Here is an 18,753-nt window from a genome sequence, read left to right on the forward strand (position 1 = left end):
CGCGCCCTGTCGAAGCTCGGGGCAGGGCGCCTAAATCATGCAGTCCAGGCCAACACCCCACCCCGGCCCCGGCCCCGACCCACCACCCGCAGCCCGCCCGACACCAGGCCAACCCCAGCCCCGCCGGCGTTTGAGGCGCAGGGGTCCGGGGACTGGTCCCCGGGGCTAGCTCAGGGACGTCCGCCAGGCCGCGACGGCCTCGGCCGACACCGGCCGGTCCCAGCCCGACGGGCGAGCCGCGCCGCCGATGTGGAAGGCGTCGATGCCCGCCTCGCGCAGCACCGGCAGGTGGGAGAGGGTCAGGCCGCCGCCGACCAGGATCCGCGGCTCGTAGCCGGGGGTACCGGACCTCGCCGCCTCCGCCAGCAGCGTCGGCAGCCCCTCGTCGACCCCGCCCGCCGCACCCGCGGTCAGGTAGGTGTCGAGCCCGGGCAGATCCGCGACCGCCTTGCGGAGCTGGTCACGGTCCGCCGCCCGGTCGATCGCGCGGTGGAACGTCCACCCGCAGCCGCCGAGCTCCGCCACGACCGCCTCGACGGAGACGAGGTCGGGACTGCCGTCCGGGTTCAGGAAGCCCAGCACGAACTCCTCCGCCCCCTCCGCCCGCAGCGCCCGCGCCTCCTCGACCAGGCGTTCCACATCCTCCCCGGAACCCGCCGAGAAGCCGTCCGCCTTCCGGAGCATCACGCGCAGCCGGATGTCGACCGCCGCCCGGATCGCCGCGAAGGTCTCGCGCGGCGGGGTGAGCCCGTCGGCGGCCATGTCGGTGACCAGTTCGAGTCGGTCCGCCCCACCGGCCTGGGCCGCGACCGCATCCTCCACGTCGAGGGCGATCACCTCCAGGAGCGCACGGTTGCTCATGTAATCCCATCCTTCGTCCCGCATTGCAAAATAGGTCTAGTCCAATATCCAGGGTACGGGCCTTCGCCCACCCTTCACCAGCACAATCACGCCACCACCACAATGTGCGCATGACATCCGCCATGACTTCCGACACGCACCGCGAGCAGAACCTCCGCGCCCGCTGGCACGCCACCACCGCCGCCGCCGGAGCCGCCCCCGACCGCGACCCCGCCCCCTACGCCGACCGCCTCCTCACCGCCTGGGCGGAGCCGCAGCGCAAGTACCACACCACCGCACACCTGGCCGACGTACTGGCACGCATCGACGTACTCGCAGACGCACGCCCAGACGAGACCCAGGACCGGGACCAGGACCAGGATCAGGACCGCCCCGCCGTAGAACTCGCCGCCTGGTTCCACGACGCCGTCTACCGGCCCGACCGGTCCGAGAACGAGGAGCGCAGCGCCTCCCTCGCCGAGCGCGCCCTGCCCGAGCTCGGCATCGACGACGCCCGCACCGCCGAGGTGGCCCGCCTCGTCCGCCTCACCGTCACCCACGACCCCGCCCCCGGCGACGCCAACGGCGAACTGCTCTGCGACGCCGACCTCGGCGTCCTCGCGGGCACCCCGCAGGAGTACGCCGCCTACGCGGCAGCCGTCCGCGCCGAGTACGGCTTCGTCCCCGACGAAGCCTTCCGCGCGGGCCGGGCCGCCGTGCTGCGCCAGCTCCTGGAGCTGCCCCGCCTCTTCCGCACCGCCTACGGGGCTGCGCACTGGGAGGCCCCGGCCCGCGCGAACCTGGCCGCCGAGCTGGCCGAGCTCGGCGAGGCCTCCTCGTAGGGCCCCCGGGAATGCGATCCCGTTCGTCGCGGTTGAGGTAGTTCATGCCCGTAGAAGCCGCAGAAGCCGAACGCACCCGTATGCCCGTCGCCGTCTACGTCCTCGGCCTCTCCGTCTTCGCACTCGGGACCAGCGAGTTCATGCTCTCCGGGCTGCTGCCACCCATCGCCGAGGACATGGGCGTCACCATCCCCCAGGCGGGCCTGCTCATATCCGCCTTCGCGATCGGCATGGTCGTCGGCGCGCCCCTCCTCGCCGTCGCCACGCTGCGGCTGCCCCGCCGCACCACGCTCCTCTCGCTGATCAGCCTCTTCGGCCTCGGGCAGGTCGCGGGCGCGCTGGCCCCCTCGTACGAGCTGCTCTTCGCCTCCCGCATCGTCTCCGCGCTCGCCTGCGCCGGCTTCTGGGCGGTCGGCGCCGCCGTGGCCATCGCCATGGTCGAGCAGCACCAGCGGGCCCGCGCGATGGCCGTCATGATCGGCGGCCTCTCCATCGCCAACGTCCTCGGCGTCCCGGCCGGTGCGTTCCTCGGTGAGCACCTGGGCTGGCGGTCGGCGTTCTGGGCGGTCGGCGCGGCCTCCGCGATCGCCCTCGCCGGCATCCTCGCGCTGATCCCCAAGATCCCGCTGCCCGCCGAGAAGCCGACGCTCTCCCGCGAGCTGCGCATCTACCGCGACCGCCAGGTGTGGCTGTCGATCGGCATCACGGCGCTCGCCGCGGGCGGGGTCTTCTGCGCCTTCAGCTACCTGTCCCCGCTGCTCACCGACGTGGCCGGGCTGGACTCGCAGTGGGTCCCGTGGATCCTCGGCCTGTTCGGCGTCGGCGCGCTGGCCGGCACCACCGTCGGCGGGCGGATCGCCGACGCGCACCTGTTCGGGGTGATGCTGTGGGGCATCACCGGCTCCACCGTCTTCCTGGCGGCGCTGGCCCTGCTGGCCTCCACCGCGGCGGCCGCGATCGCCCTCGCGTTCCTGATCGGCTTCTCGGCGTTCTTCACGGCCCCGGCGCTCAACGCCCGCATGTTCAACGTCGCGGGCGCCGCCCCGACCCTGGCCGGCGCGACCACCACGGCCGCCTTCAACCTCGGCAACACCGGCGGCCCCTGGCTCGGCGGCACCGTCATCGACGCCGGTTACGGCTACTCCGCCACCGCCTGGGCGGGCGGCGCGATGACCGTCACCGCCATCGCCCTCGGCCTCGCGGCCCTGCGCCTGGACCGCCGTACGGGATCCCGCGCGGCCCGCCCGACCCGCGTGGTGGCCGGCTCGACCCCGTCCCGATCGGACGCGGACGCGACCGAGAGGGTCTGAGGCACCGGCAGCACGGCACCTCGGCGGACGGCGCCTACGCCGCAGGCCGTCCCTTGGGGCGCCGCAGCCCGGCCGCCGTCAGTCTGCGGACCAGCTCCTTGCTGCCGATCTCCACCGCGCCCGCGCCCACCGCGTCCGCGTACCGCTGCTCCGGGACGTCGTAGTGGTCGCGTTCGAAGGCCTTCGGCGGGCAGCCGATCGATGCCGCGAAGGCGTGCAGCTCCTCGAACGAGGTGTCGCTGACCAGGTGCGACCACATGCGGCCGTGACCCGGCCAGTCGGGCGGGTCGATGTACACCGTCACCGGCGGCTCATTCGCCGAAGCCCGAGCCGGAGCCCGCGCCGGAGCCGCCGAGGACCGGTCCGAGGCCGCCCACCGGCGCCACCCGCACACCGGCCTCCGAGCACACCCACATCGGGTCCGGTCCGAGCTCGGGCTCCACGTCCAGCGCGTGCGGATCGCCGTGGCCACAGACCGGGCACAGCGGCCAGCGCCCGTACTTCTCCAGCAGTGCGTCCTTCACGTCCTGGGCGACGAGTCCGGCGAGGTAGTCGACGCCCTCCGGCCACTCCTCCACCCACCAGCGGCGGTGGGTGACCGCGTCCTCGACGAGGGAGACGACATCGGCATCGGCGACCTCGCCCGCGACGAGATCGGCGAGCACCAAGGCGCGTGCGGCGTGCAGCGCCTGTTCAAGGGGGGGTGGGGGGGTCGCGTGGTCCATGGACACATTGTGGACCCGGATCGGCCCCGTGGCGAAGGTCCTCTTCCTCCGGTGACTTATGGCGTCTTGACGTTCCCACCCCCCTGAAAATAAGTTTCAAGGGTGAGCGAGAAGATGAAAGAAACCTTCAGCGGAAGCGCGGACGCGACCGCCCCGGCCCCCGCCCCGGCCCCCGTCCCCGTCCCGGCCCCCGCCGCCCTGCGGGCCCGCGTCCGCAGTCTCGGCCCCTCGATGACCCGCTCCATGCAGGCCGTCGCCGAGGCCGTCGCCGAGGACCCCGCCGGCTGCGCCGCGCTCACCGTCAGCGACCTCGCCGCCCGCACCGGCACCAGCGAGGCCACCGTCGTCCGCACCGCCCGCCTCCTCGGCTACCCCGGCTACCGCGACCTGCGCCTCGCGCTCGCCGCGCTCGCCGCCCAGCAGGAGTCCGGCGCGGCCCCCGCCGTCACCGTGGACATAGCCGTCGACGACTCCCTCGCCGACGTGGTCGCCAAGCTGGCCCAGGAGGAGGCGCAGACCCTCACCGACACCGCCGCCGGACTCGACGTCGCCGCCCTCGGCTCGGCCGTCGCCGCCCTCGCGGGCGCCCGCCGCATCGAGATCTACGGCGTCGGCGCCTCCGGCCTCGTCGCCCAGGACCTCGCGCAGAAGCTGTCGCGCATCGGCCTGATCGCCCACGCGCACAACGACCCGCACCTGGCCGTCACCACCGCCGTGCTGCTGCGCCCCGGCGACGTCGCCGTCGCCATCACCCACTCCGGCGGCACCGGCGACGTCATCGAACCCCTGCGGATCGCCTTCGAGCGCGGCGCCACCACCCTCGCGCTCACGGCCCGCACGGGCTCCCCCGTCGTCCACTACGCCGACCTCGTGCTGGCCACCTCCGCCGCCCGCGAGACCCAGCTGCGCCCGGCGGCCATGTCGAGCCGGACCAGCCAGCTCCTCGTCGTGGACTGCCTGTTCGTGGGCGTCGCCCAGCAGACCTACGAGACGGCGGCGCCCGCGCTCGCAGCCTCGTACGAGGCGCTCGCGCCCCGCCACCACACCTCCGTACCCACCGCCAAGCGCACCAGCACCACCCGCTAGCAGAACCCAGCAGTTCAGGAGCCCCCACTCATGACCGCGTACGCCGAACTCCGCGCCCAGCTGGCCACCTTGACCACCGAGGCCTTCCGCCCCGAACTGGCCGAGATCGATCAGCTGCCCACCCTGGAGATCGCCCGCCTGATGAACGCCGAGGACGCCACCGTCCCGGCCGCCGTCGCCGGCGAGCTGGAGACGATCGCCGCCGCCATCGACGGGATCGCCGAGCGGATGGCCCGCGGCGGGCGCCTGATCTACGCGGGCGCCGGCACCGCCGGCCGGATGGGCGTACTGGACGCCAGCGAATGCCCGCCCACCTTCAACACCGACCCCTCCGAGGTCGTCGGCCTGATCGCGGGCGGCCCCTCCGCCATGGTCAAGGCCGTCGAGGGCGCCGAGGACTCCAGGGAACTGGCCGCCGAGGACCTGACCGCGCTGGCCCTGACCGCCGACGACACCGTCATCGGGATCTCCGCCTCCGGCCGCACCCCGTACGCGATCGGCGCCGTCGAGTTCGCCCGCGACCGCGGAGCCCTCACCGTCGGCCTGTCCTGCAACGCCGGCTCCGCGCTCGCCGCGGCCGCCGACCACGGCATCGAGGTGGTCGTCGGCCCCGAACTCCTCACCGGATCCACCCGGCTGAAGGCCGGCACCGCACAGAAGCTCGTCCTCAACCTCATCTCGACCCTCACGATGATCCGGCTCGGCAAGACGTACGGAAACCTGATGGTCGACATGCGCTCCTCCAACGAGAAGCTGCGCGCCCGTGCCCGCCGCATCGTCTCCCTGGCCACCGGCGCCCCCGACGCCGAGATCGAGGCCGCCCTCACCGCCTCCGACGGCGAGGTCAAGCAGGCCATCCTCGTCATCCTCGGCGGAGTCGACGGACACAAGGCCGCCGAACTCCTCACCGCCTCCCGGGGCCACCTCCGGGCCGCCCTCACCCAGACCCCGCGCTAGTGCCTGTCCGCACCGCCCACTCCCCGCTGACCCCCAACCAGCAAGGCGAACACCAAGATGTCCACTGACAAGAACCGCGCCACAGCCGCCGCGATCCTTCCTCTGGTCGGCGGCCCGGACAACATCGTCTCCATCGCGCACTGCATGACCCGCCTGCGGATCACCCTGCGCGACCGCTCCCTCGTCCAGGACGAGGCCCTCAAGGCCCTGCCCGCCGTGATGGGCGTCGTCGAGGACGACACGTACCAGATCGTGCTGGGACCAGGCACCGTCGCCCGCGTCACGCCCGAGTTCGAGGCCCTGGTCGCGGAAGGCCGCGCAGCCGCCCCGGCACCGGAACCGGCTCCCGCCGCCTCCGGTCACACCGCCGACGAACTCGCCGCCCAGGGCGCGGCCATCAAGAACGCCCAGAAGGCGAAGAACTCCACCCCCTTCAAGCTGTTCCTGCGCCGCATCGCGAACATCTTCGTCCCGCTGATCCCGGCCCTCATCGGCTGCGGCATCATCGCCGGGCTCAACGGGTTCCTCACCAACATGGGCTGGGTGCCGGCCGTGGTCCCCGCGCTCGCCGCGATGGCGAGCGGGTTCATGTCCCTGATCGCCGTCTTCGTCGGCTACAACACGGCCAAGGAGTTCGGCGGCACGGCCATCCTCGGCGGCGCGGTCGCCGCGATCATCGTCTTCCCCGGCGTCGCGAAGATCGACGCCTTCGGCCAGCAGCTCTCCCCCGGCCAGGGCGGCGTGCTCGGCGCACTGGCGGCCGCGCTGCTCGCCGTCCAGGTGGAGAAGTGGTGCCGCAAGTGGGTCCCGGAGGCGCTCGACGTCCTGGTCACCCCCACCCTCACGGTGCTGATCTCCGGCCTCGTCACCATCTTCGGCCTGATGTTCGTCGCCGGAGAGGTCTCCAGCGCCATCGGCACCTTCGCCACCTGGCTGCTCGCCACCGGCGGGGCCTTCGCGGGCCTGGTCCTCGGCGGCCTCTTCCTCCCGCTCGTGATGCTCGGCCTGCACCAGGCCCTGATCCCCATCCACACCACCCTGATCGAGCAGACCGGCTACACCGTCCTGCTCCCCATCCTCGCCATGGCGGGCGCGGGCCAGGTCGGCGCGGCCATCGCCGTCTACTACAAGCTCCCGCGCAACCGCTCGATCCGCGCCACCATCAAGTCCGCCCTCCCGGCCGGCTTCCTGGGCGTGGGCGAACCCCTCATCTACGGCGTCTCCCTCCCCCTGGGCCGCCCCTTCATCACCGCCTGCATCGGCGGCGCCGCGGGCGGAGCCTTCGTAGGCCTCTTCAACCAGCTGGGCACCGCCTTCGGCTCCACCGCCATCGGCCCCTCGGGCTGGGCGCTGTTCCCGCTGCTGGACGGCAAGTCGGGCATGGGGATGACCATCGCGATCTACGCGGGCGGCCTGGCCGTCGGGTACCTCGTGGGCTTCGCCGCCACCTACTTCTTCGGGTTCACCCGGCAGATGCTGACCGAGTTCAACACCGGCCCGGACGCGGACACGGACCCGCAGACCGCGCCGACGCCGCCGACGGCCGCCGAGCCCGTACCGGACGCGACGTCGCCCGTCCCCGTGGGCCGCTGACGGCGGGCCCCACGTAGGGCCCCCACGTACGAAGGCTCCCGCCCGGTGTGGTCCACCGGGCGGGAGCCTTCACTGCTTCAGGTCACGCCTTGATTCACGTGCAGTTGGACGGCGCCGGCCTGCCCGCGAAGCGGTCCGCGATCCAGCTCAGGTACTCCGGCTCCGCGACGTTGGGGATCGTCTGGTGCGTCGCCCCCTGGTACTTCGTGTACTCGACGGGCTTGCCGAACCGGCAGGCCCGCTTCACGTACTCGTCGGTGGAGTTCGGGTTGATGACGGTGTCGGCCGTGCCCTGCATCACCAGGATCGGCGCCACCGAGGTGACCAGGCCCGCGGTGTTCTCGCGGAACCGCTGGTGCCAGACCTCCGGCACCACGGTCAGCGGCTGGAACAGCGTGTCCAACTGCCCGGCGTTGCCCACGTTCTCCTGGATCACGTCCGCGAGGTGCTCGATGCACATCACCCCGTCACCGCGCAGCGCCTCCAGCCCGGCCGGCTTCAGCACGTCCTCGGCCTTCAGCTCCGGGTAGGCCGCGAGGAAGCCCCGGTAGACGTTGACGCGCAGCGCCGCGTTGTGGGAGGGCGAGGTGGGGGACGTCGGGCCGGGCAGCACCAGGCCGCGGAAGTCCGGCCCCAGGTTGGCGGCGGGCGCCAGCGCCGCGATGCCGACCAGGTTGGTCTCCGGGGTGTACGCCTTGTAGTTCTGGGCGATGAACGCCGCCGCGCCGCCGCCCTGCGACCAGCCCAGGACGGCCGCCTTGCTGTTCGCGTGGGCCTCCTTGATCTGGCGGGCCGCACGGACGGAGTCCAGGACGTTGTTCGTCTCCGAGACGGCCACCGTGTACTGGTGCACGCCCGGGGTGCCCAGACCCTGGTAGTCCGTACCGACCACGACGTCGCCCGAGTCGAGGAACTGCGTCAGCGCCGGCACGCCGACGTCGATGCCCCACGGGCTGTCGTAGGTGTAGTAGCCGACGAGGTCGGTCGCCGGGTTCGGCACCGCGGAGGGCGCGCACTGGCGCGGGCCGCCCACGGTCCCGTGCGCCCAGGCCACCACGTTGCGGCCGCTGCGCGGCGCGGGGGCGTCGGGCCAGGCCACGATGCCGGAGACGGCGACGCGGGTACCGGTCTGCAGGGTCGAGAGGTACAGGATCCGGCAGGCGCGCGCACCGTCGGGGGCGTCGACGCGGCGGGCCCAGATCAGGTCCCCGTGCTCCCCCTCGGGCAGCGGCGACGGCGGATCGTAGAACTTCTCGCCCTCCGGCCCGACCGGGACGCCCGGGGCGCAGAGCCCCTTGCCGCCCTTGCCGCCGTCCGGGTTCGTGCCCGCGGTCGCGGTGGCGGCCGACCCGCCGCCCAGCGCGAGGATCGCGGCCACACCGGCTGCGGCGATCGCGGAAAGCCGTCGTCTCATCTCATCGTCCATTCGCTCGGTACCCCGGGACGTGAGACTAGGAAGAAAGGGACGAACTGTCACTTACCGTCATCAAGTGTTCGCCGGTTGTTACGACCGCCGGGGAGAACCCCTGCCCCCAGAAGACGTCCCGGATGATGACCGGATGACCGACTCCCCCATCCCCCCGATCCCCCCGATACCGCCCGTGGTCCCCTCGGGCCGGATGGCTGCACTCGCCCAGCCCTCGTACGCCCTCCCCTGCGGGCTGCACCTGCGCCCCTGGGAGTCCTACGACGCCCCCGCGCTCGTGGCCGCGTACGCCGATCCGGACATCCGCCACTGGAACCGCCCGGACCCCCTCACCGAGGACCGGGCCGTCACCCGCATCGCCCGCTGGCGCGAACGCTGGCACGGCGAACGCTCGGCGGTCTGGGCCCTCGCCCCCGCGGACGGCGGCCGCGCGGTCGGCCTGATCGCCCTCGCCGACCTCGATCTGCGCGGCGGCAGCGCCGAGTTCGTGTACTGGCTCCTCCCGGCCGGCCGCGGCGCCGGAGCCACCACCGAAGGCCTGGCCGTCCTGACCCGCTGGGCCTTCGAGGACCTCGGCCTGCACCGCCTGTACATCACCCACTCCACGGCCAACCCGGCCTCCTGCCGCGTCGCCCTGAAGTCCGGCTACCCCCTGGAAGGCACCATGCGCGGCGCCCTCCTCCACACGGACGGCTGGCACGACGAACACCTCCACGCCCGCCTGAGCACGGACTGAGGACGGGAAGCCGCCCGCGCGCAGGCGGTCACGGCGCCTCGGACGCCCCCGGAGGCCGGTACCGGATCTGCTCGGCCTTGCGCAGGGCGTCCAGCGTGTCCTCGACGCTCAGGAGGACCGTCGTCTCGAACGAGCTCAGCGCGCCGCCCCCGCTGATCGCCAGGGCGACCGCGGCCATGGACACGTCGTCCGGGGCCTCCCAGAGGTTGTAGCCGTCGTGCGTGCCGAAGGCGTACCAGAAGCCGTGCAGCGTCCCGCCGACGGACTCGATGTACGACCGGGCGGCCTGCGCGCGGTCCTCGGGGCGGGCCATCAGCCTCGCCCAGGTCTCCGGCGTGTAGCTGAACCTCGACAAATAGAGCGGCATCGCGTCCACCTTCTTTCGTTTCGTCGACGATGCCCACGCCGGGCGGCAGAAGGGGCGGACCGGATCGCGGCCGTTCCCCCGAACGGCCGGGGACGGCCACCGCCACGGCCCAACGCGGCTCAGGCCACCGGCGCCGGGGTGTGGATCCCGGTGGCGCCGTCCGTGAGGGCCCGGTGGGCGGCGGACAGGCGGCGGACGGCCTCGGTGAGGCGGGGTGGCGGGAGCGTGTACGGCAGGCGGACGTGGCGTTCGAAGGCGCCGCCGACCCCGAACTGCGGGCCCGCCGCGATCGTCACGCCGTGGTCCGGAGGGATCGCCGCCAGGCGGGAACCGACCGGCTCCGGGAAGCGCGCCCAGAGCGTCACCCCGCCCGCCGCCCGCGGCGCCTGCACCTCCGGGAGGTGCTCGGCCAGCGCCCCCAGCAAGGCGTCCTGCTGAGCCCGCAGTTGGAGCAGCGTCTCGGGGCGCCGGGTCTGACCGGCGTTCAGGAGTACGGCCGTGGCCAGCTGTTCCACCACCGGGGTGCCGAGATCCGTCGCCGGGCGGGCCCGCGCCACGCGCTCCAGCAGCGCGGGCACCGCGCGGATCCAGCCGATGCGCAGGCCGCCCCAGACGCTCTTGGACACCGAGCCGATGCTGATGGCGGTGGGGTGGTGCGCCGCGAAGGGTTCCGCGGCCGAGGCCGGGGTCGTCTCCTCCAGCCCCAGGTCGGCCAGGGTCTCGTCGATGATCGTGGGGCAGGCCGGCCGCAGGCTCCGGCGCACGCTCGCGGGCATGTACATCCCGGTCGGGTTGTGGAAGTCCGGGATCAGGTACGCCAGTTGCGCCGACCGCGCCGCCGCGAGGAGCTGGGGCACGTCCCAGCCGGACGGCCCCACCGCCACCGGCAGGAGCCGGGCGCGCGCATCGGCGAACGCCCTGATCGCGTGCGGATAGGTGGGGTGGTCGAACAGCACCTTGTCCCGCGGCGCCAGCAGCGTGCGCACCAGCAGCCCGATCGCGTGCTGCGCACCGCTGGTGATCATGACGTGATCGGGCGAGGTCGGCAGCCCCCTGCGCCCGTACCACCCGGCGACCGCCTCGCGCAGTTCCGCGGTGCCGTACCGGTCGTACCCGTGCCGCTCGAAGTGCAGCGGCAGTCGCTCCAGGGCCGTCGCGAAAGCGGCGTGCAGGACCTCGGGGGGTGCGGGCGGAGCGGCGAAGGACAGGTCGATGGTCTCCGCGTCCGCGCCGCCGGCCCGCCGCGCGACGGGCGCTTCCCCGTGCGGGAGCCGTACGGTCGCCCGCGCGCGCTCCCTCGTCTCCAGGTAGCCGTGCTCCACCAGCGTGCGGTACGCGGCCCCGACCGTGGTCCGGCTCGTACCGAGCGCGGTGGCCAGGTCGCGTTCGCCCGGCAGTGCCGCCCCCAGACAGAGCCGCCCGTCCAGGATCAGCAGCCGCAGGCGGTCGGAGAGCCGCTGGTGTGCGGGCCCGGGCCCCTCCTGCCAGGTCCCCAGCATCCGTCCGACGGCGTGCGCGCTGATCTTCACCGGACCAGCGTACGCAATCTGGCTATCGAATCCGGGTCCAGATGCCCCGAGCCTTGAGCCATGGCACCGACCGCTCCCCCGGCCCCCTCGGCCCACCTGCCCCGCATGAACGCCTTCGCCCAGCTCCGGGCGGGCCGCACCGCGCGCCGCGTCCCCCAACTCCTGCTCGGCCTGGCCGGCTACGGCGCCGCCGTCATGATGCTCGTCGAGTCCGGCCTCGGCACGGCCAGCTGGAGCGTGCTCACCGACGGCACGGCGAAGACCCTCGGCATCTCCTTCGGCTGGGCCACCAACCTGATCTCGCTCCTGGTGCTCCTCGCCTGGATCCCGCTGCGCGAGCTCCCCGGGCTGGGCACCGTCCTCAACGTCGCGATCGTGGGCTTCGCCGCCGACGCCACCGCCGCCGCACTCCCCGCCCCCGAGGGAACCGCCGCCGCGCTCGCGTACCTCGCCCTCGGCCTGGTCGCCCTCGCCTTCTTCGACGCCCTCTACCTCGGCGCGCAGTACGGCTCGGGCCCGCGCGACGGCATCATGACCGGCCTCGTCCGGCTCACCCGGCTGCCCGTCGCGACGGTGCGCACCGGCATCGAGGTGTCCGTGGCCGGCCTCGGCTGGCTCCTCGGCGGCACCCTCGGCCTCGGCACCGTGCTGGTCGCCCTGTGCACGGGCCCCCTGGTCGGCTGGTTCCTCCCGCGCCTGACCGTCCGCCTCGGCGATCCCTCAGGGGTGGGCCCGCTCGTGCAGTACCGCGGCCAGCCGTAGCGCGGTGTCCAGGTTGCAGCGCCCCAGGTCGACCAGCGGCAACCCGTACGACCCCGCCGCGGACACCCCGTCCACGCCGAGCGAGGGGAACACCACCCCGACGTCCGTCAGCGCGGCCCTCAACTGCCCCACCGCCTCCTCGGCCGCCACCATCCGCTCCCTGGGCGTGAGCACCATGACATGTCACCTTTCGCTCTGAGTAATCGCGTTCTGTACTCAGCGTGGCGACGGGCTGGCTAGCCTGCAAGGGTCGCTGTTGCAACAACCGCACCTGTTGTCAGGGGAGTTGCCGTGCCCGATTCCGGAGACGTCGACCCGTTCTCCTCACCCCGCACCATGCTCGGATCCGAGCTGCGCGTCGCCCGCAAAAGGGCCGGCCTCAGCCAGGACAAACTCGGCGAGCCGCTCTTCGTCAGCGGCTCCTTCATCGGCCAACTCGAAGCGGGTACGCGCCGGATGACCCCGGAGCTGGCACGGGAGGTAGACAAGATTCTCGGCACGGGCGACTTCTTCACCCGTAACTGCGAGGCTGCGACGAAGTCCAAGTACCCGGATCACTTCGCGGCAGCCGCCGAGGCAGAGGCCTTAGCGAAGGCCATCCGCGAGTACGCGCCACTGACAATCCCCGGCCTGCTCCAGACCGAGGCGTACGCGCGAGCCGTCTTTCGCGCCTATCAACCGACAGCACCGGAGCCAGAGATCGATGAGCTGGTCACGAACCGGCTCGCGCGCTCAGCCCTCCTCTCCGCTCCAACAACGCCGTTGTTGTGGTCCGTCTTCGGCGAGGCTGTGCTGCGCTGCGAGGTGGGCGGGCGAGTCGTGATGGCCGAAGCCCTGCGGCATATCGCGTCCCTGATTCGGTCGCATCGAATCATCGTCCAGGTCATTCCATTCCATGCGGGCGCCCACGCAGCCATGGGAGGTTCCCTTCAGCTGATGTCCTTCGCGGACGCCCCCACCCTTGCGTACGTCCAAGGCAACGGAACGGGCCAGTTGTTCGACGATCCGGCCACGGTCTCGCGCCACCACCTGACCTACGATCTCCTCACGGCCAGCGCGCTGTCACCCGTGCAGTCCCTGGCCCTGATCGAGTCCGTGGCGGAGGGGTACGAGCATGACGCAGCAGCCTGAGTACGACCTGTCGACTGCCACCTGGCACAAATCCAGCTACAGCGACGGCAGCGGCGGCAGCTGCCTGGAGATGGCCACCTGGCGCAAGTCCACCCACAGCGGAGGGAGCGGCGGCGACTGCCTCGAAGTCGCCGACGGCCACCCCGACATCGTCCCCGTCCGCGACTCCAAGGTCCCCGACGGCCCCCACCTCACCTTCGCCGCCCCCGCCTGGGCCGCCTTCGTAGCCGCCCTGGCCTCCTAGGAAGACCGCGCCTACGCTCGTCCGCATGTCGAACAAGGTTCCGCTCAACGAGGTGCTGCGCTCCACCCTCGGCACCCCCAAGGAGAGCAAGCTCCTGGACAGCAGCCCGCGGTCACGGGTGTGGTGGGTGCGCCTCGCCGACGGGCGGCCGGTGGTGGTCAAGCAGATGACCGACTCCGGGGACACGGACGCCGACGCGGACACCCGCTTCGCGCGGGAGCTCACCGGGCTGCGTCTGGCGGGGCGGGGTTCCGGGCCGGCCGTGGCTCCCGCGGTGCTCGCCACGGACCCGGCCTCGCGGATGGTCGTCCTGGAGTACCTGGAGGACCTCGGCGAGACGGGCGACTGGATGCCCGCGTACGCCGAGTCGCTCGCCCGGCTGCACGCCCTGACCGGGCCCGCCGACGCGGGCGCCCTGCCGGTCTGGTCGGGGCCCACGGCCGGCGACGCGGAGTCCTTCCTCGCCCTGGCCCGGGCGCTCGACGTACCCGTACCGTCCACGGTCCCCGACGAACTAGCCGCTCTCCTCGACCGGTTGGACCCGACCCCGCACCATGCGCTGCTGCATGGCGACCCCTGCCCCGGCAACGACCTGCGCACCGCCGACGGCATCCGCTTCGTCGACTTCGAGCGGGCCTCGCTCGGCAACGGCCTGGTCGAACTGGCCTACTTCCGGATCGCCTTCCCCACCTGCTGGTGCGCCCTGTCGGTCACCGCGGCCCCCCTCACCGAGGTCGAGGACGTCTACCGGTCCACCTGGCGCGGGCTCACCGGGAAGGACGTGCCGGGTGACCTCGCCGACGCGTGCGCGGGCTGGCTGATCCAGGGCGACGCGCTCGTCGAACGTGCCCACCGCGGGACGGTCGACCACCTCGCCCGGGTCCCCGCCGAGGACTTCGAGTGGGGCTACGTCACCGCCCGCGAGCGGCTCGTCCACCGCCTGGGCGTGGTCGCCGGCATGACCCGCGACCACGACCACCTGCACGCCCTCGGCCGCCTCAGCTCCGACCTGGCCGACCGGCTCCTCGCACGCTGGCCGAAGCTGCGCCCGCTGCCCACACCCGACGCCCGCCCGTGGTTCTAGGGGGCTAAGGGGTGTCTGGCCGGTCCTTCGCCTCGAACGCCTGGGCGACGGCCAGGCTGTCCTCGTAGACGTGGTGCCGGGTGACGAGGCCGTCCGCGACGGTGAGATGCAGGGCGAACCGCGCCGTGTAGGCGCGTCCGGTGGGCCGGGCGGTCTGGCGGATCTCGCCCAGCACGACCGCGTCGCTTCCGTCGACGAGAATGCGCTCGACCTCGGTCGCCACATGCTCCGGCACGTGGTGCTCGGCCAGCTCGCGGTAATGGGCCGCCGCGTCGGCCCGGGTGGACCGGTGCCGGATCCACGGCGTGGCGGTACGGCCGTGCTCGGCCTCAGGCCAGTCGAGCTTCCAGTCGCCCTGCTCCGCATACAGCTCGGCGATGCGCTCGGGGTCTCCCTCGCCGATTCTGCGCAGCAACTCCTCGACCACGGCGCGGGTGTTCACAGGTGTGGCTACAGACATGGCCGGCCTCTCCTTCCAGGTCCGCGCCCTGCGACGCGGAGAGAACACCGACCCTGCCAGCACGGGCGCGCCGAGACGATTACCCCGGACGTAAGGCGAGCGGATCCGTGGCGCTCCCTAGGGCGCGTCCGCCCTCGCCTCCGGCGTCGTCCGAGCGAAGTGCCGGGCGGTCGGCACCAGGGCGGCCGCCGCCGGTACGAGGAAGCACGCGGCCGCGCAGGTGCCGAGGACGGGCGTGACGCCGAAGACCTCGATGGCCGGGGCGATCAGGGCCAGGCCGACCGGGGCCAGACCGTAGGAGACGAGGAAGTCCAGCGAGGAGACGCGGGCCAGCCGGTCCGGGGCGACCTCGCGCTGGGTGGCGGTGAACCAGGGCACGTTGAACAGCTCGATCCCGATCCCGGCGACGGCGTAGGCGGCGACGACCACGCCCGGGTGCACGGGCAGCATCAGGCTCAGCGGGGCGCATCCGTACGCCGCCAGTCCCGCGAAGGCGGCCCAGCCCTGTGAGCGCGGCCGCATGCGGGCGATGACCAGGGCTCCGCCGAGCGCGCCCACTATGTACGCGGTCATGGCCGCCGCGAGCACCCATTCGCTGCCGTAGCGGTCCCGGCTGATCAGGGGCAGGGCGACGCTGGTGGCGGAGTAGCCGAGGGCGATGACCGCGACGAGGGCGGCCAGTCCGGCGAGGAACCAGGGGTGGCGGCGCGCCTCCCGTACGCCGTCCACGAACTCGGCGCGGAAGCTCGCACGCGGCGCGGGCCCGGCCGCCGACGGGTCCACCGCGGTGACGGCACCCCGGCCCTTGCCCGGGACCAGCGCGGCGACCAGCCAGAGCAGGCCGATGCCGAGCAGCAGGGTCCGGACGTCGAGGAGGGCCGCGAGCAGCGCGGTCAGGGCGGGTCCGGCGAGGGTGGATCCGCGGACGGCCATGGTCATGGCGGCGTTGGCCTGCTGACGGCGCCCGGGGTCGACGGTCTCGGCGGTGAGCGCCTGGAACGCCGGGCGGCAGGCGCCCTGTCCGGCGCCGGCGAGGGCGGCGGCGGCCGTCATCAGCAGGAGCGAGCGGCCCAGTCCGGCGGCGAGGAGGGGTGCGGCCACCGCTGCCGCGAGGGCCGACCAGAGGACGACCGCGCGGCGGGAGTGCCGGTCGGCCAGGACCCCGCCGACGGTGACGGCGGCGAGGAATCCGACCGTGCGTGCGGCGAGGACCAGGCCGAGGCCGGCGGCGCTCAGATCGCGGTGCAGGACGGCGAGCCCGAGGACGAAGGGCAGGGCCCAGGTCGCCAGGCCGGAGGCGGTGGTGCCCGCCCACAGGCGCAGGAACGGGACGTCGAAGAGGATCGAACGCGCGGGTCCGTCGGCGGTCTTGGCCGACGAGGGCGCGGGTGTGGTCGCCACGGTGTGGGTACCCCCTGGGTTCTTAATGAAAATGAATTCCATTACAGTACCCTTCGAACGTGGCGGTCTTGCCCGGTGCACGACAACGCCCTCACAGCCCTCCCCCCGCCCTGCCCAGACCGGAGAACCCATGCGCCACCCCGCCCGCCTCGGCATCGCCCTGGCCCTCGCCCTCGCCACCGCGGCCTGCTCCGCACCCGCCACCAGCGGCTCCAACGACTCCAAAGCCGAAGCCAAGCCCGCTGCCCAGGGCTCCTCCCTCACGAGCTGCGGCCGCCAGGCCTCCTTCGCCGCGCCGCCGAAGCGGGCCGTCGCCCTGGACCAGACCTCGACCGAGACCCTGCTCGAACTGGGACTCCAGGACTCGATGGCGGGCACCGCCAACCTGAAGACGAAGATCCCCGCCGCCTACGAGGCCGCGTACGCCAAGGTCCCCGTCATCGCCCCGAAGATCGCCACCGGCGAGCAACTGCGCGCCGCCACCCCCGACTTCGTCATCGGAGGCTCCGCCGACCTCTTCACCAAGGACCGGGCGGGCACCCGCGAGGAGCTCGACGCCCTCAAGGTCCCGACCTTCGTCAGCGCCGTGGACTGCCCCGCGCAGAACCCGGCCGGCCGGACCCCCTTCGAGCTCCTCTTCTCCGACTACGAGAACCTCGGCAAGGTCTTCGGCACCGAGGAACGGGCCGGAAAACTCGCCGCCGACCAGCGCACCGCCGTCGCCAAGGCCGGGGAGAACGCCTCGAAGGCCACCGGCGGCACCGGGGGCGACGGCCGGCCGACCGTGGTCTACCTCTACTCCGTCTTCAACGGCATGCCGTACGTGGCGGGCAAGACCGGCCTGCCCAGCGAGATGAGCCGGATCGTCGGCGCGAAGAACGCCTTCGACGACGTCGACGAGGACTGGCCGGAGGTCTCCTGGGAGGAAGTCGCCAAGCGCAACCCGGACTTCATCGTGATCGGCGACCTGTCCGAGCGCGGCCGGCCCGGCGACAGCGCCGCCGAGAAGCGCACCGTCATGGCCCAGCACCCGGTCGTCTCCAAGCTGGCCGCGGTCCGGGACGCCAAGATCCTCGAAGTGCCCGGCATCGAACTGGACCCCTCGGTGCGCTCCGTACACGCCCTGGGACTGCTGGCGGCCGGCATGAAGGACCTCGGCCATGTCCGCTGACACGGTGGCCGCGGACCCGGTGGCCGCCGACCCGGTCGCTCTGAAGCTTGCGGCCCCCCGCCGGTCCGCCGCGGCCGGGGCGGGGCTCTTCCTCCTCGCCGCGGCCGTCCTGGCGGCCTCGGTCGCGGCAGCCGTGCGCATCGGCGCCGCCGACGTGGGCTGGACCGGCCTCGCCCGCGTCTTCGGCGCCCGACTCGGCCTGGACGTAGAGCCGTTGCCCCCGTTGCTCGACTCGCTCGTCTGGGACCTGAGACTGCCGCGCGTACTGATGGCCGCCCTCGTCGGCGCCTCGCTCGCCGTGTGCGGAGCGGTGCTCCAGGCGGTCACCCGCAACGCCCTCGCCGACCCCTACCTGCTCGGCGTCTCCTCGGGCGCCTCCGCCGGAGCGGTCACCGTGGTCGTCCTCGGGATCGGCGCGAGCACCCTCGGCGTCACCGGCGGAGCCCTCGCCGGAGCGCTGCTCTCCTTCGGGCTGCTCCTGCTGCTCCTGCGGCGCACCGGACTGGACTCGGTGCGCATCGTCCTGACCGGCGTGGTCATCGGGCAGCTCTTCACCGCGCTGACCTCGCTCGTGCTGATGGCCTCGGCGGACGCGGACACCACGCGGGCCGTCACCCACTGGCTCCTGGGCTCGATGGCGCCGGCCCGCTGGGACACGGTCGCGGTCTGCGCGGTCGTCACCCCGCTGGGGCTGGCGGTGGCCTGGCTCTGCTCGAACGCCCTCGACGGGCTCGCCTTCGGCACCGACACCGCCGCGTCCCTCGGGATCGACGTACGGCACACGCGGATGCTGCTGCTCGTGGTCACCGCCGCGCTCACCGCGGTGGCGGTGGCCACCGTCGGCGCCATCGGCTTCGTCGGGCTGATCGTCCCCCACGGGGTGCGGTTCCTCGTCGGGCCGCTGCACCGGGTGCTGCTCCCCTACGCGGCCCTGGCGGGCGCGGTGTTCCTGGTGTGGACGGACGCGCTGGCGCGGGTCGCCTTCGGGCCCCGCGAGGTGCCCGTCGGCGTGATCACCGCACTGCTCGGCGTGCCGATCTTCCTGCTGGTCCTGCGCAAGCGGGGGGAGCTGTGAGCGCCGAGGGTGCC

Annotated in this window: 21 protein-coding genes; 12 read left to right on the top strand and 9 right to left on the bottom strand. The window is 73.1% G+C overall.

The window, feature by feature from the left end; translation table 11 throughout:
- Positions 1–165: 165 nt before the first annotated feature.
- Positions 166–861, bottom strand: a complete 696-nt coding sequence (locus ACFRU2_RS34860; protein ID WP_382979953.1) for a copper homeostasis protein CutC — start codon at positions 859–861, stop codon at positions 166–168.
- 110 nt (positions 862–971) lie between these two features.
- Between ACFRU2_RS34860 and ACFRU2_RS34865 the strand changes: the two genes are divergently transcribed.
- Positions 972–1,682: a hypothetical protein gene (locus ACFRU2_RS34865; protein WP_382979955.1), complete on the top strand. Its 711-nt coding sequence runs from the start codon at positions 972–974 to the stop codon at positions 1,680–1,682.
- A gap of 80 nt (positions 1,683–1,762) precedes the next feature.
- Positions 1,763–2,992 carry a Cmx/CmrA family chloramphenicol efflux MFS transporter gene (locus tag ACFRU2_RS34870; protein ID WP_382980142.1) on the top strand — a complete coding sequence of 410 codons (1,230 nt, stop codon included), beginning with the start codon at positions 1,763–1,765 and terminating at the stop codon, positions 2,990–2,992.
- A gap of 34 nt (positions 2,993–3,026) precedes the next feature.
- Here ACFRU2_RS34870 and ACFRU2_RS34875 read toward each other — a convergent pair whose 3' ends face one another.
- Complete coding sequence (locus ACFRU2_RS34875) at positions 3,027–3,296, bottom strand: DUF4031 domain-containing protein (RefSeq protein ID WP_382979957.1); 270 nt, start codon at positions 3,294–3,296, stop codon at positions 3,027–3,029.
- Between the two features lie 7 nt (positions 3,297–3,303).
- Entirely contained in the window at positions 3,304–3,717 is a 414-nt protein-coding gene (locus ACFRU2_RS34880) for a hypothetical protein (RefSeq protein ID WP_382979959.1), read from the bottom strand.
- 114 nt (positions 3,718–3,831) lie between these two features.
- Here ACFRU2_RS34880 and ACFRU2_RS34885 point away from each other — a divergent pair, with 114 nt between their 5' ends.
- From ACFRU2_RS34885 to ACFRU2_RS34895, 3 genes are read left to right on the top strand one after another with little or no spacing between them, the layout of a single operon-like run.
- Positions 3,832–4,803, top strand: a complete 972-nt coding sequence (locus ACFRU2_RS34885) for a MurR/RpiR family transcriptional regulator (RefSeq protein WP_382980143.1) — start codon at positions 3,832–3,834, stop codon at positions 4,801–4,803.
- Positions 4,804–4,833: 30 nt separating this feature from the next.
- Complete coding sequence (gene murQ, locus ACFRU2_RS34890) at positions 4,834–5,760, top strand: N-acetylmuramic acid 6-phosphate etherase (RefSeq protein ID WP_382979961.1); 927 nt, start codon at positions 4,834–4,836, stop codon at positions 5,758–5,760.
- A 57-nt stretch (positions 5,761–5,817) separates the two neighbouring features.
- A complete protein-coding gene (locus ACFRU2_RS34895) occupies positions 5,818–7,353 on the top strand; it encodes a PTS transporter subunit EIIC (protein ID WP_382979963.1) in 1,536 nt (511 codons plus the stop codon).
- 94 nt (positions 7,354–7,447) lie between these two features.
- Here the strand turns inward: ACFRU2_RS34895 and ACFRU2_RS34900 are convergent, their stop codons facing one another.
- Positions 7,448–8,767 carry a lipase family protein gene (locus tag ACFRU2_RS34900; RefSeq protein WP_382979964.1) on the bottom strand — a complete coding sequence of 440 codons (1,320 nt, stop codon included), beginning with the start codon at positions 8,765–8,767 and terminating at the stop codon, positions 7,448–7,450.
- A gap of 145 nt (positions 8,768–8,912) precedes the next feature.
- Between ACFRU2_RS34900 and ACFRU2_RS34905 the strand changes: the two genes are divergently transcribed.
- On the top strand, positions 8,913–9,515 hold the full coding sequence (locus ACFRU2_RS34905) for a GNAT family N-acetyltransferase (protein WP_382979966.1): 603 nt from the start codon (positions 8,913–8,915) through the stop codon (positions 9,513–9,515).
- A gap of 28 nt (positions 9,516–9,543) precedes the next feature.
- Here ACFRU2_RS34905 and ACFRU2_RS34910 read toward each other — a convergent pair whose 3' ends face one another.
- The gene (locus ACFRU2_RS34910; protein WP_382979968.1) at positions 9,544–9,882 is read right to left on the bottom strand and encodes a GYD domain-containing protein; all 339 of its coding nucleotides are present in this window, start codon (positions 9,880–9,882) and stop codon (positions 9,544–9,546) included.
- 119 nt (positions 9,883–10,001) lie between these two features.
- Positions 10,002–11,411, bottom strand: coding sequence for a PLP-dependent aminotransferase family protein (locus tag ACFRU2_RS34915; RefSeq protein ID WP_382979970.1), 1,410 nt, complete (start codon positions 11,409–11,411; stop codon positions 10,002–10,004).
- Between the two features lie 60 nt (positions 11,412–11,471).
- Between ACFRU2_RS34915 and ACFRU2_RS34920 the strand changes: the two genes are divergently transcribed.
- Entirely contained in the window at positions 11,472–12,173 is a 702-nt protein-coding gene (locus ACFRU2_RS34920) for a YitT family protein (RefSeq protein ID WP_382979971.1), read from the top strand.
- On the opposite strand, the gene ACFRU2_RS34925 is transcribed toward ACFRU2_RS34920, so the two are convergent.
- Entirely contained in the window at positions 12,132–12,350 is a 219-nt protein-coding gene (locus ACFRU2_RS34925) for a hypothetical protein (RefSeq protein WP_382979973.1), read from the bottom strand. The genes ACFRU2_RS34920 and ACFRU2_RS34925 overlap by 42 nt on opposite strands.
- A 159-nt stretch (positions 12,351–12,509) precedes the next feature.
- On the opposite strand from ACFRU2_RS34925, the gene ACFRU2_RS34930 reads away from it, so the two are divergent.
- The 3 genes from ACFRU2_RS34930 to ACFRU2_RS34940 are packed head-to-tail and all read left to right on the top strand — an operon-like array spanning position 12,510 to position 14,632.
- Positions 12,510–13,304 (top strand): Scr1 family TA system antitoxin-like transcriptional regulator, encoded by a 795-nt coding sequence (locus ACFRU2_RS34930; RefSeq protein ID WP_382980144.1) that lies wholly within the window; start codon positions 12,510–12,512, stop codon positions 13,302–13,304.
- Entirely contained in the window at positions 13,288–13,548 is a 261-nt protein-coding gene (locus tag ACFRU2_RS34935) for a DUF397 domain-containing protein (RefSeq protein WP_382979974.1), read from the top strand. Before ACFRU2_RS34930 ends, ACFRU2_RS34935 begins: the two co-directional genes overlap by 17 nt.
- 25 nt (positions 13,549–13,573) lie before the next feature.
- Positions 13,574–14,632 (top strand): phosphotransferase, encoded by a 1,059-nt coding sequence (locus ACFRU2_RS34940; protein ID WP_382979976.1) that lies wholly within the window; start codon positions 13,574–13,576, stop codon positions 14,630–14,632.
- A 4-nt stretch (positions 14,633–14,636) separates the two neighbouring features.
- Here ACFRU2_RS34940 and ACFRU2_RS34945 read toward each other — a convergent pair whose 3' ends face one another.
- Positions 14,637–15,092 carry a nuclear transport factor 2 family protein gene (locus ACFRU2_RS34945; protein ID WP_382979977.1) on the bottom strand — a complete coding sequence of 152 codons (456 nt, stop codon included), beginning with the start codon at positions 15,090–15,092 and terminating at the stop codon, positions 14,637–14,639.
- A 117-nt stretch (positions 15,093–15,209) separates the two neighbouring features.
- Positions 15,210–16,493: an MFS transporter gene (locus ACFRU2_RS34950; RefSeq protein ID WP_382979979.1), complete on the bottom strand. Its 1,284-nt coding sequence runs from the start codon at positions 16,491–16,493 to the stop codon at positions 15,210–15,212.
- 130 nt (positions 16,494–16,623) lie between these two features.
- Here ACFRU2_RS34950 and ACFRU2_RS34955 point away from each other — a divergent pair, with 130 nt between their 5' ends.
- On the top strand, positions 16,624–17,664 hold the full coding sequence (locus ACFRU2_RS34955) for an ABC transporter substrate-binding protein (RefSeq protein WP_382979980.1): 1,041 nt from the start codon (positions 16,624–16,626) through the stop codon (positions 17,662–17,664).
- The gene (locus ACFRU2_RS34960) at positions 17,654–18,739 is read left to right on the top strand and encodes a FecCD family ABC transporter permease (RefSeq protein ID WP_382979981.1); all 1,086 of its coding nucleotides are present in this window, start codon (positions 17,654–17,656) and stop codon (positions 18,737–18,739) included. The genes ACFRU2_RS34955 and ACFRU2_RS34960 overlap by 11 nt, the downstream gene beginning before the upstream one ends.
- Positions 18,740–18,753 lie beyond the last annotated feature (14 nt).

It is taken from the genome of Streptomyces sp. NPDC056883 (assembly GCF_042788835.1).
GTDB classification, from domain to species: Bacteria; Actinomycetota; Actinomycetes; order Streptomycetales; family Streptomycetaceae; genus Streptomyces; species Streptomyces stoeckheimensis.

Bases quoted from the DNA above. Each gene is read 5' to 3' on its own strand.
- ACFRU2_RS34860 (WP_382979953.1), bottom strand. From the start codon at position 861: ATGAGCAACCGTGCGCTCCTGGAGGTGATCGCCCTCGACGTGGAGGAT.
- ACFRU2_RS34865 (WP_382979955.1), top strand. From the start codon at position 972: ATGACATCCGCCATGACTTCCGACACGCACCGCGAGCAGAACCTCCGC.
- ACFRU2_RS34870 (WP_382980142.1), top strand. From the start codon at position 1,763: ATGCCCGTCGCCGTCTACGTCCTCGGCCTCTCCGTCTTCGCACTCGGG.
- ACFRU2_RS34880 (WP_382979959.1), bottom strand. From the start codon at position 3,717: ATGGACCACGCGACCCCCCCACCCCCCCTTGAACAGGCGCTGCACGCC.
- ACFRU2_RS34885 (WP_382980143.1), top strand. From the start codon at position 3,832: ATGAAAGAAACCTTCAGCGGAAGCGCGGACGCGACCGCCCCGGCCCCC.
- murQ (WP_382979961.1), top strand. From the start codon at position 4,834: ATGACCGCGTACGCCGAACTCCGCGCCCAGCTGGCCACCTTGACCACC.
- ACFRU2_RS34895 (WP_382979963.1), top strand. From the start codon at position 5,818: ATGTCCACTGACAAGAACCGCGCCACAGCCGCCGCGATCCTTCCTCTG.
- ACFRU2_RS34900 (WP_382979964.1), bottom strand. From the start codon at position 8,767: ATGAGACGACGGCTTTCCGCGATCGCCGCAGCCGGTGTGGCCGCGATC.
- ACFRU2_RS34905 (WP_382979966.1), top strand. From the start codon at position 8,913: ATGACCGACTCCCCCATCCCCCCGATCCCCCCGATACCGCCCGTGGTC.
- ACFRU2_RS34910 (WP_382979968.1), bottom strand. From the start codon at position 9,882: ATGCCGCTCTATTTGTCGAGGTTCAGCTACACGCCGGAGACCTGGGCG.
- ACFRU2_RS34920 (WP_382979971.1), top strand. From the start codon at position 11,472: ATGGCACCGACCGCTCCCCCGGCCCCCTCGGCCCACCTGCCCCGCATG.
- ACFRU2_RS34925 (WP_382979973.1), bottom strand. From the start codon at position 12,350: ATGGTGCTCACGCCCAGGGAGCGGATGGTGGCGGCCGAGGAGGCGGTG.
- ACFRU2_RS34930 (WP_382980144.1), top strand. From the start codon at position 12,510: ATGCTCGGATCCGAGCTGCGCGTCGCCCGCAAAAGGGCCGGCCTCAGC.
- ACFRU2_RS34935 (WP_382979974.1), top strand. From the start codon at position 13,288: ATGACGCAGCAGCCTGAGTACGACCTGTCGACTGCCACCTGGCACAAA.
- ACFRU2_RS34940 (WP_382979976.1), top strand. From the start codon at position 13,574: ATGTCGAACAAGGTTCCGCTCAACGAGGTGCTGCGCTCCACCCTCGGC.
- ACFRU2_RS34945 (WP_382979977.1), bottom strand. From the start codon at position 15,092: ATGTCTGTAGCCACACCTGTGAACACCCGCGCCGTGGTCGAGGAGTTG.
- ACFRU2_RS34955 (WP_382979980.1), top strand. From the start codon at position 16,624: ATGCGCCACCCCGCCCGCCTCGGCATCGCCCTGGCCCTCGCCCTCGCC.
- ACFRU2_RS34960 (WP_382979981.1), top strand. From the start codon at position 17,654: ATGTCCGCTGACACGGTGGCCGCGGACCCGGTGGCCGCCGACCCGGTC.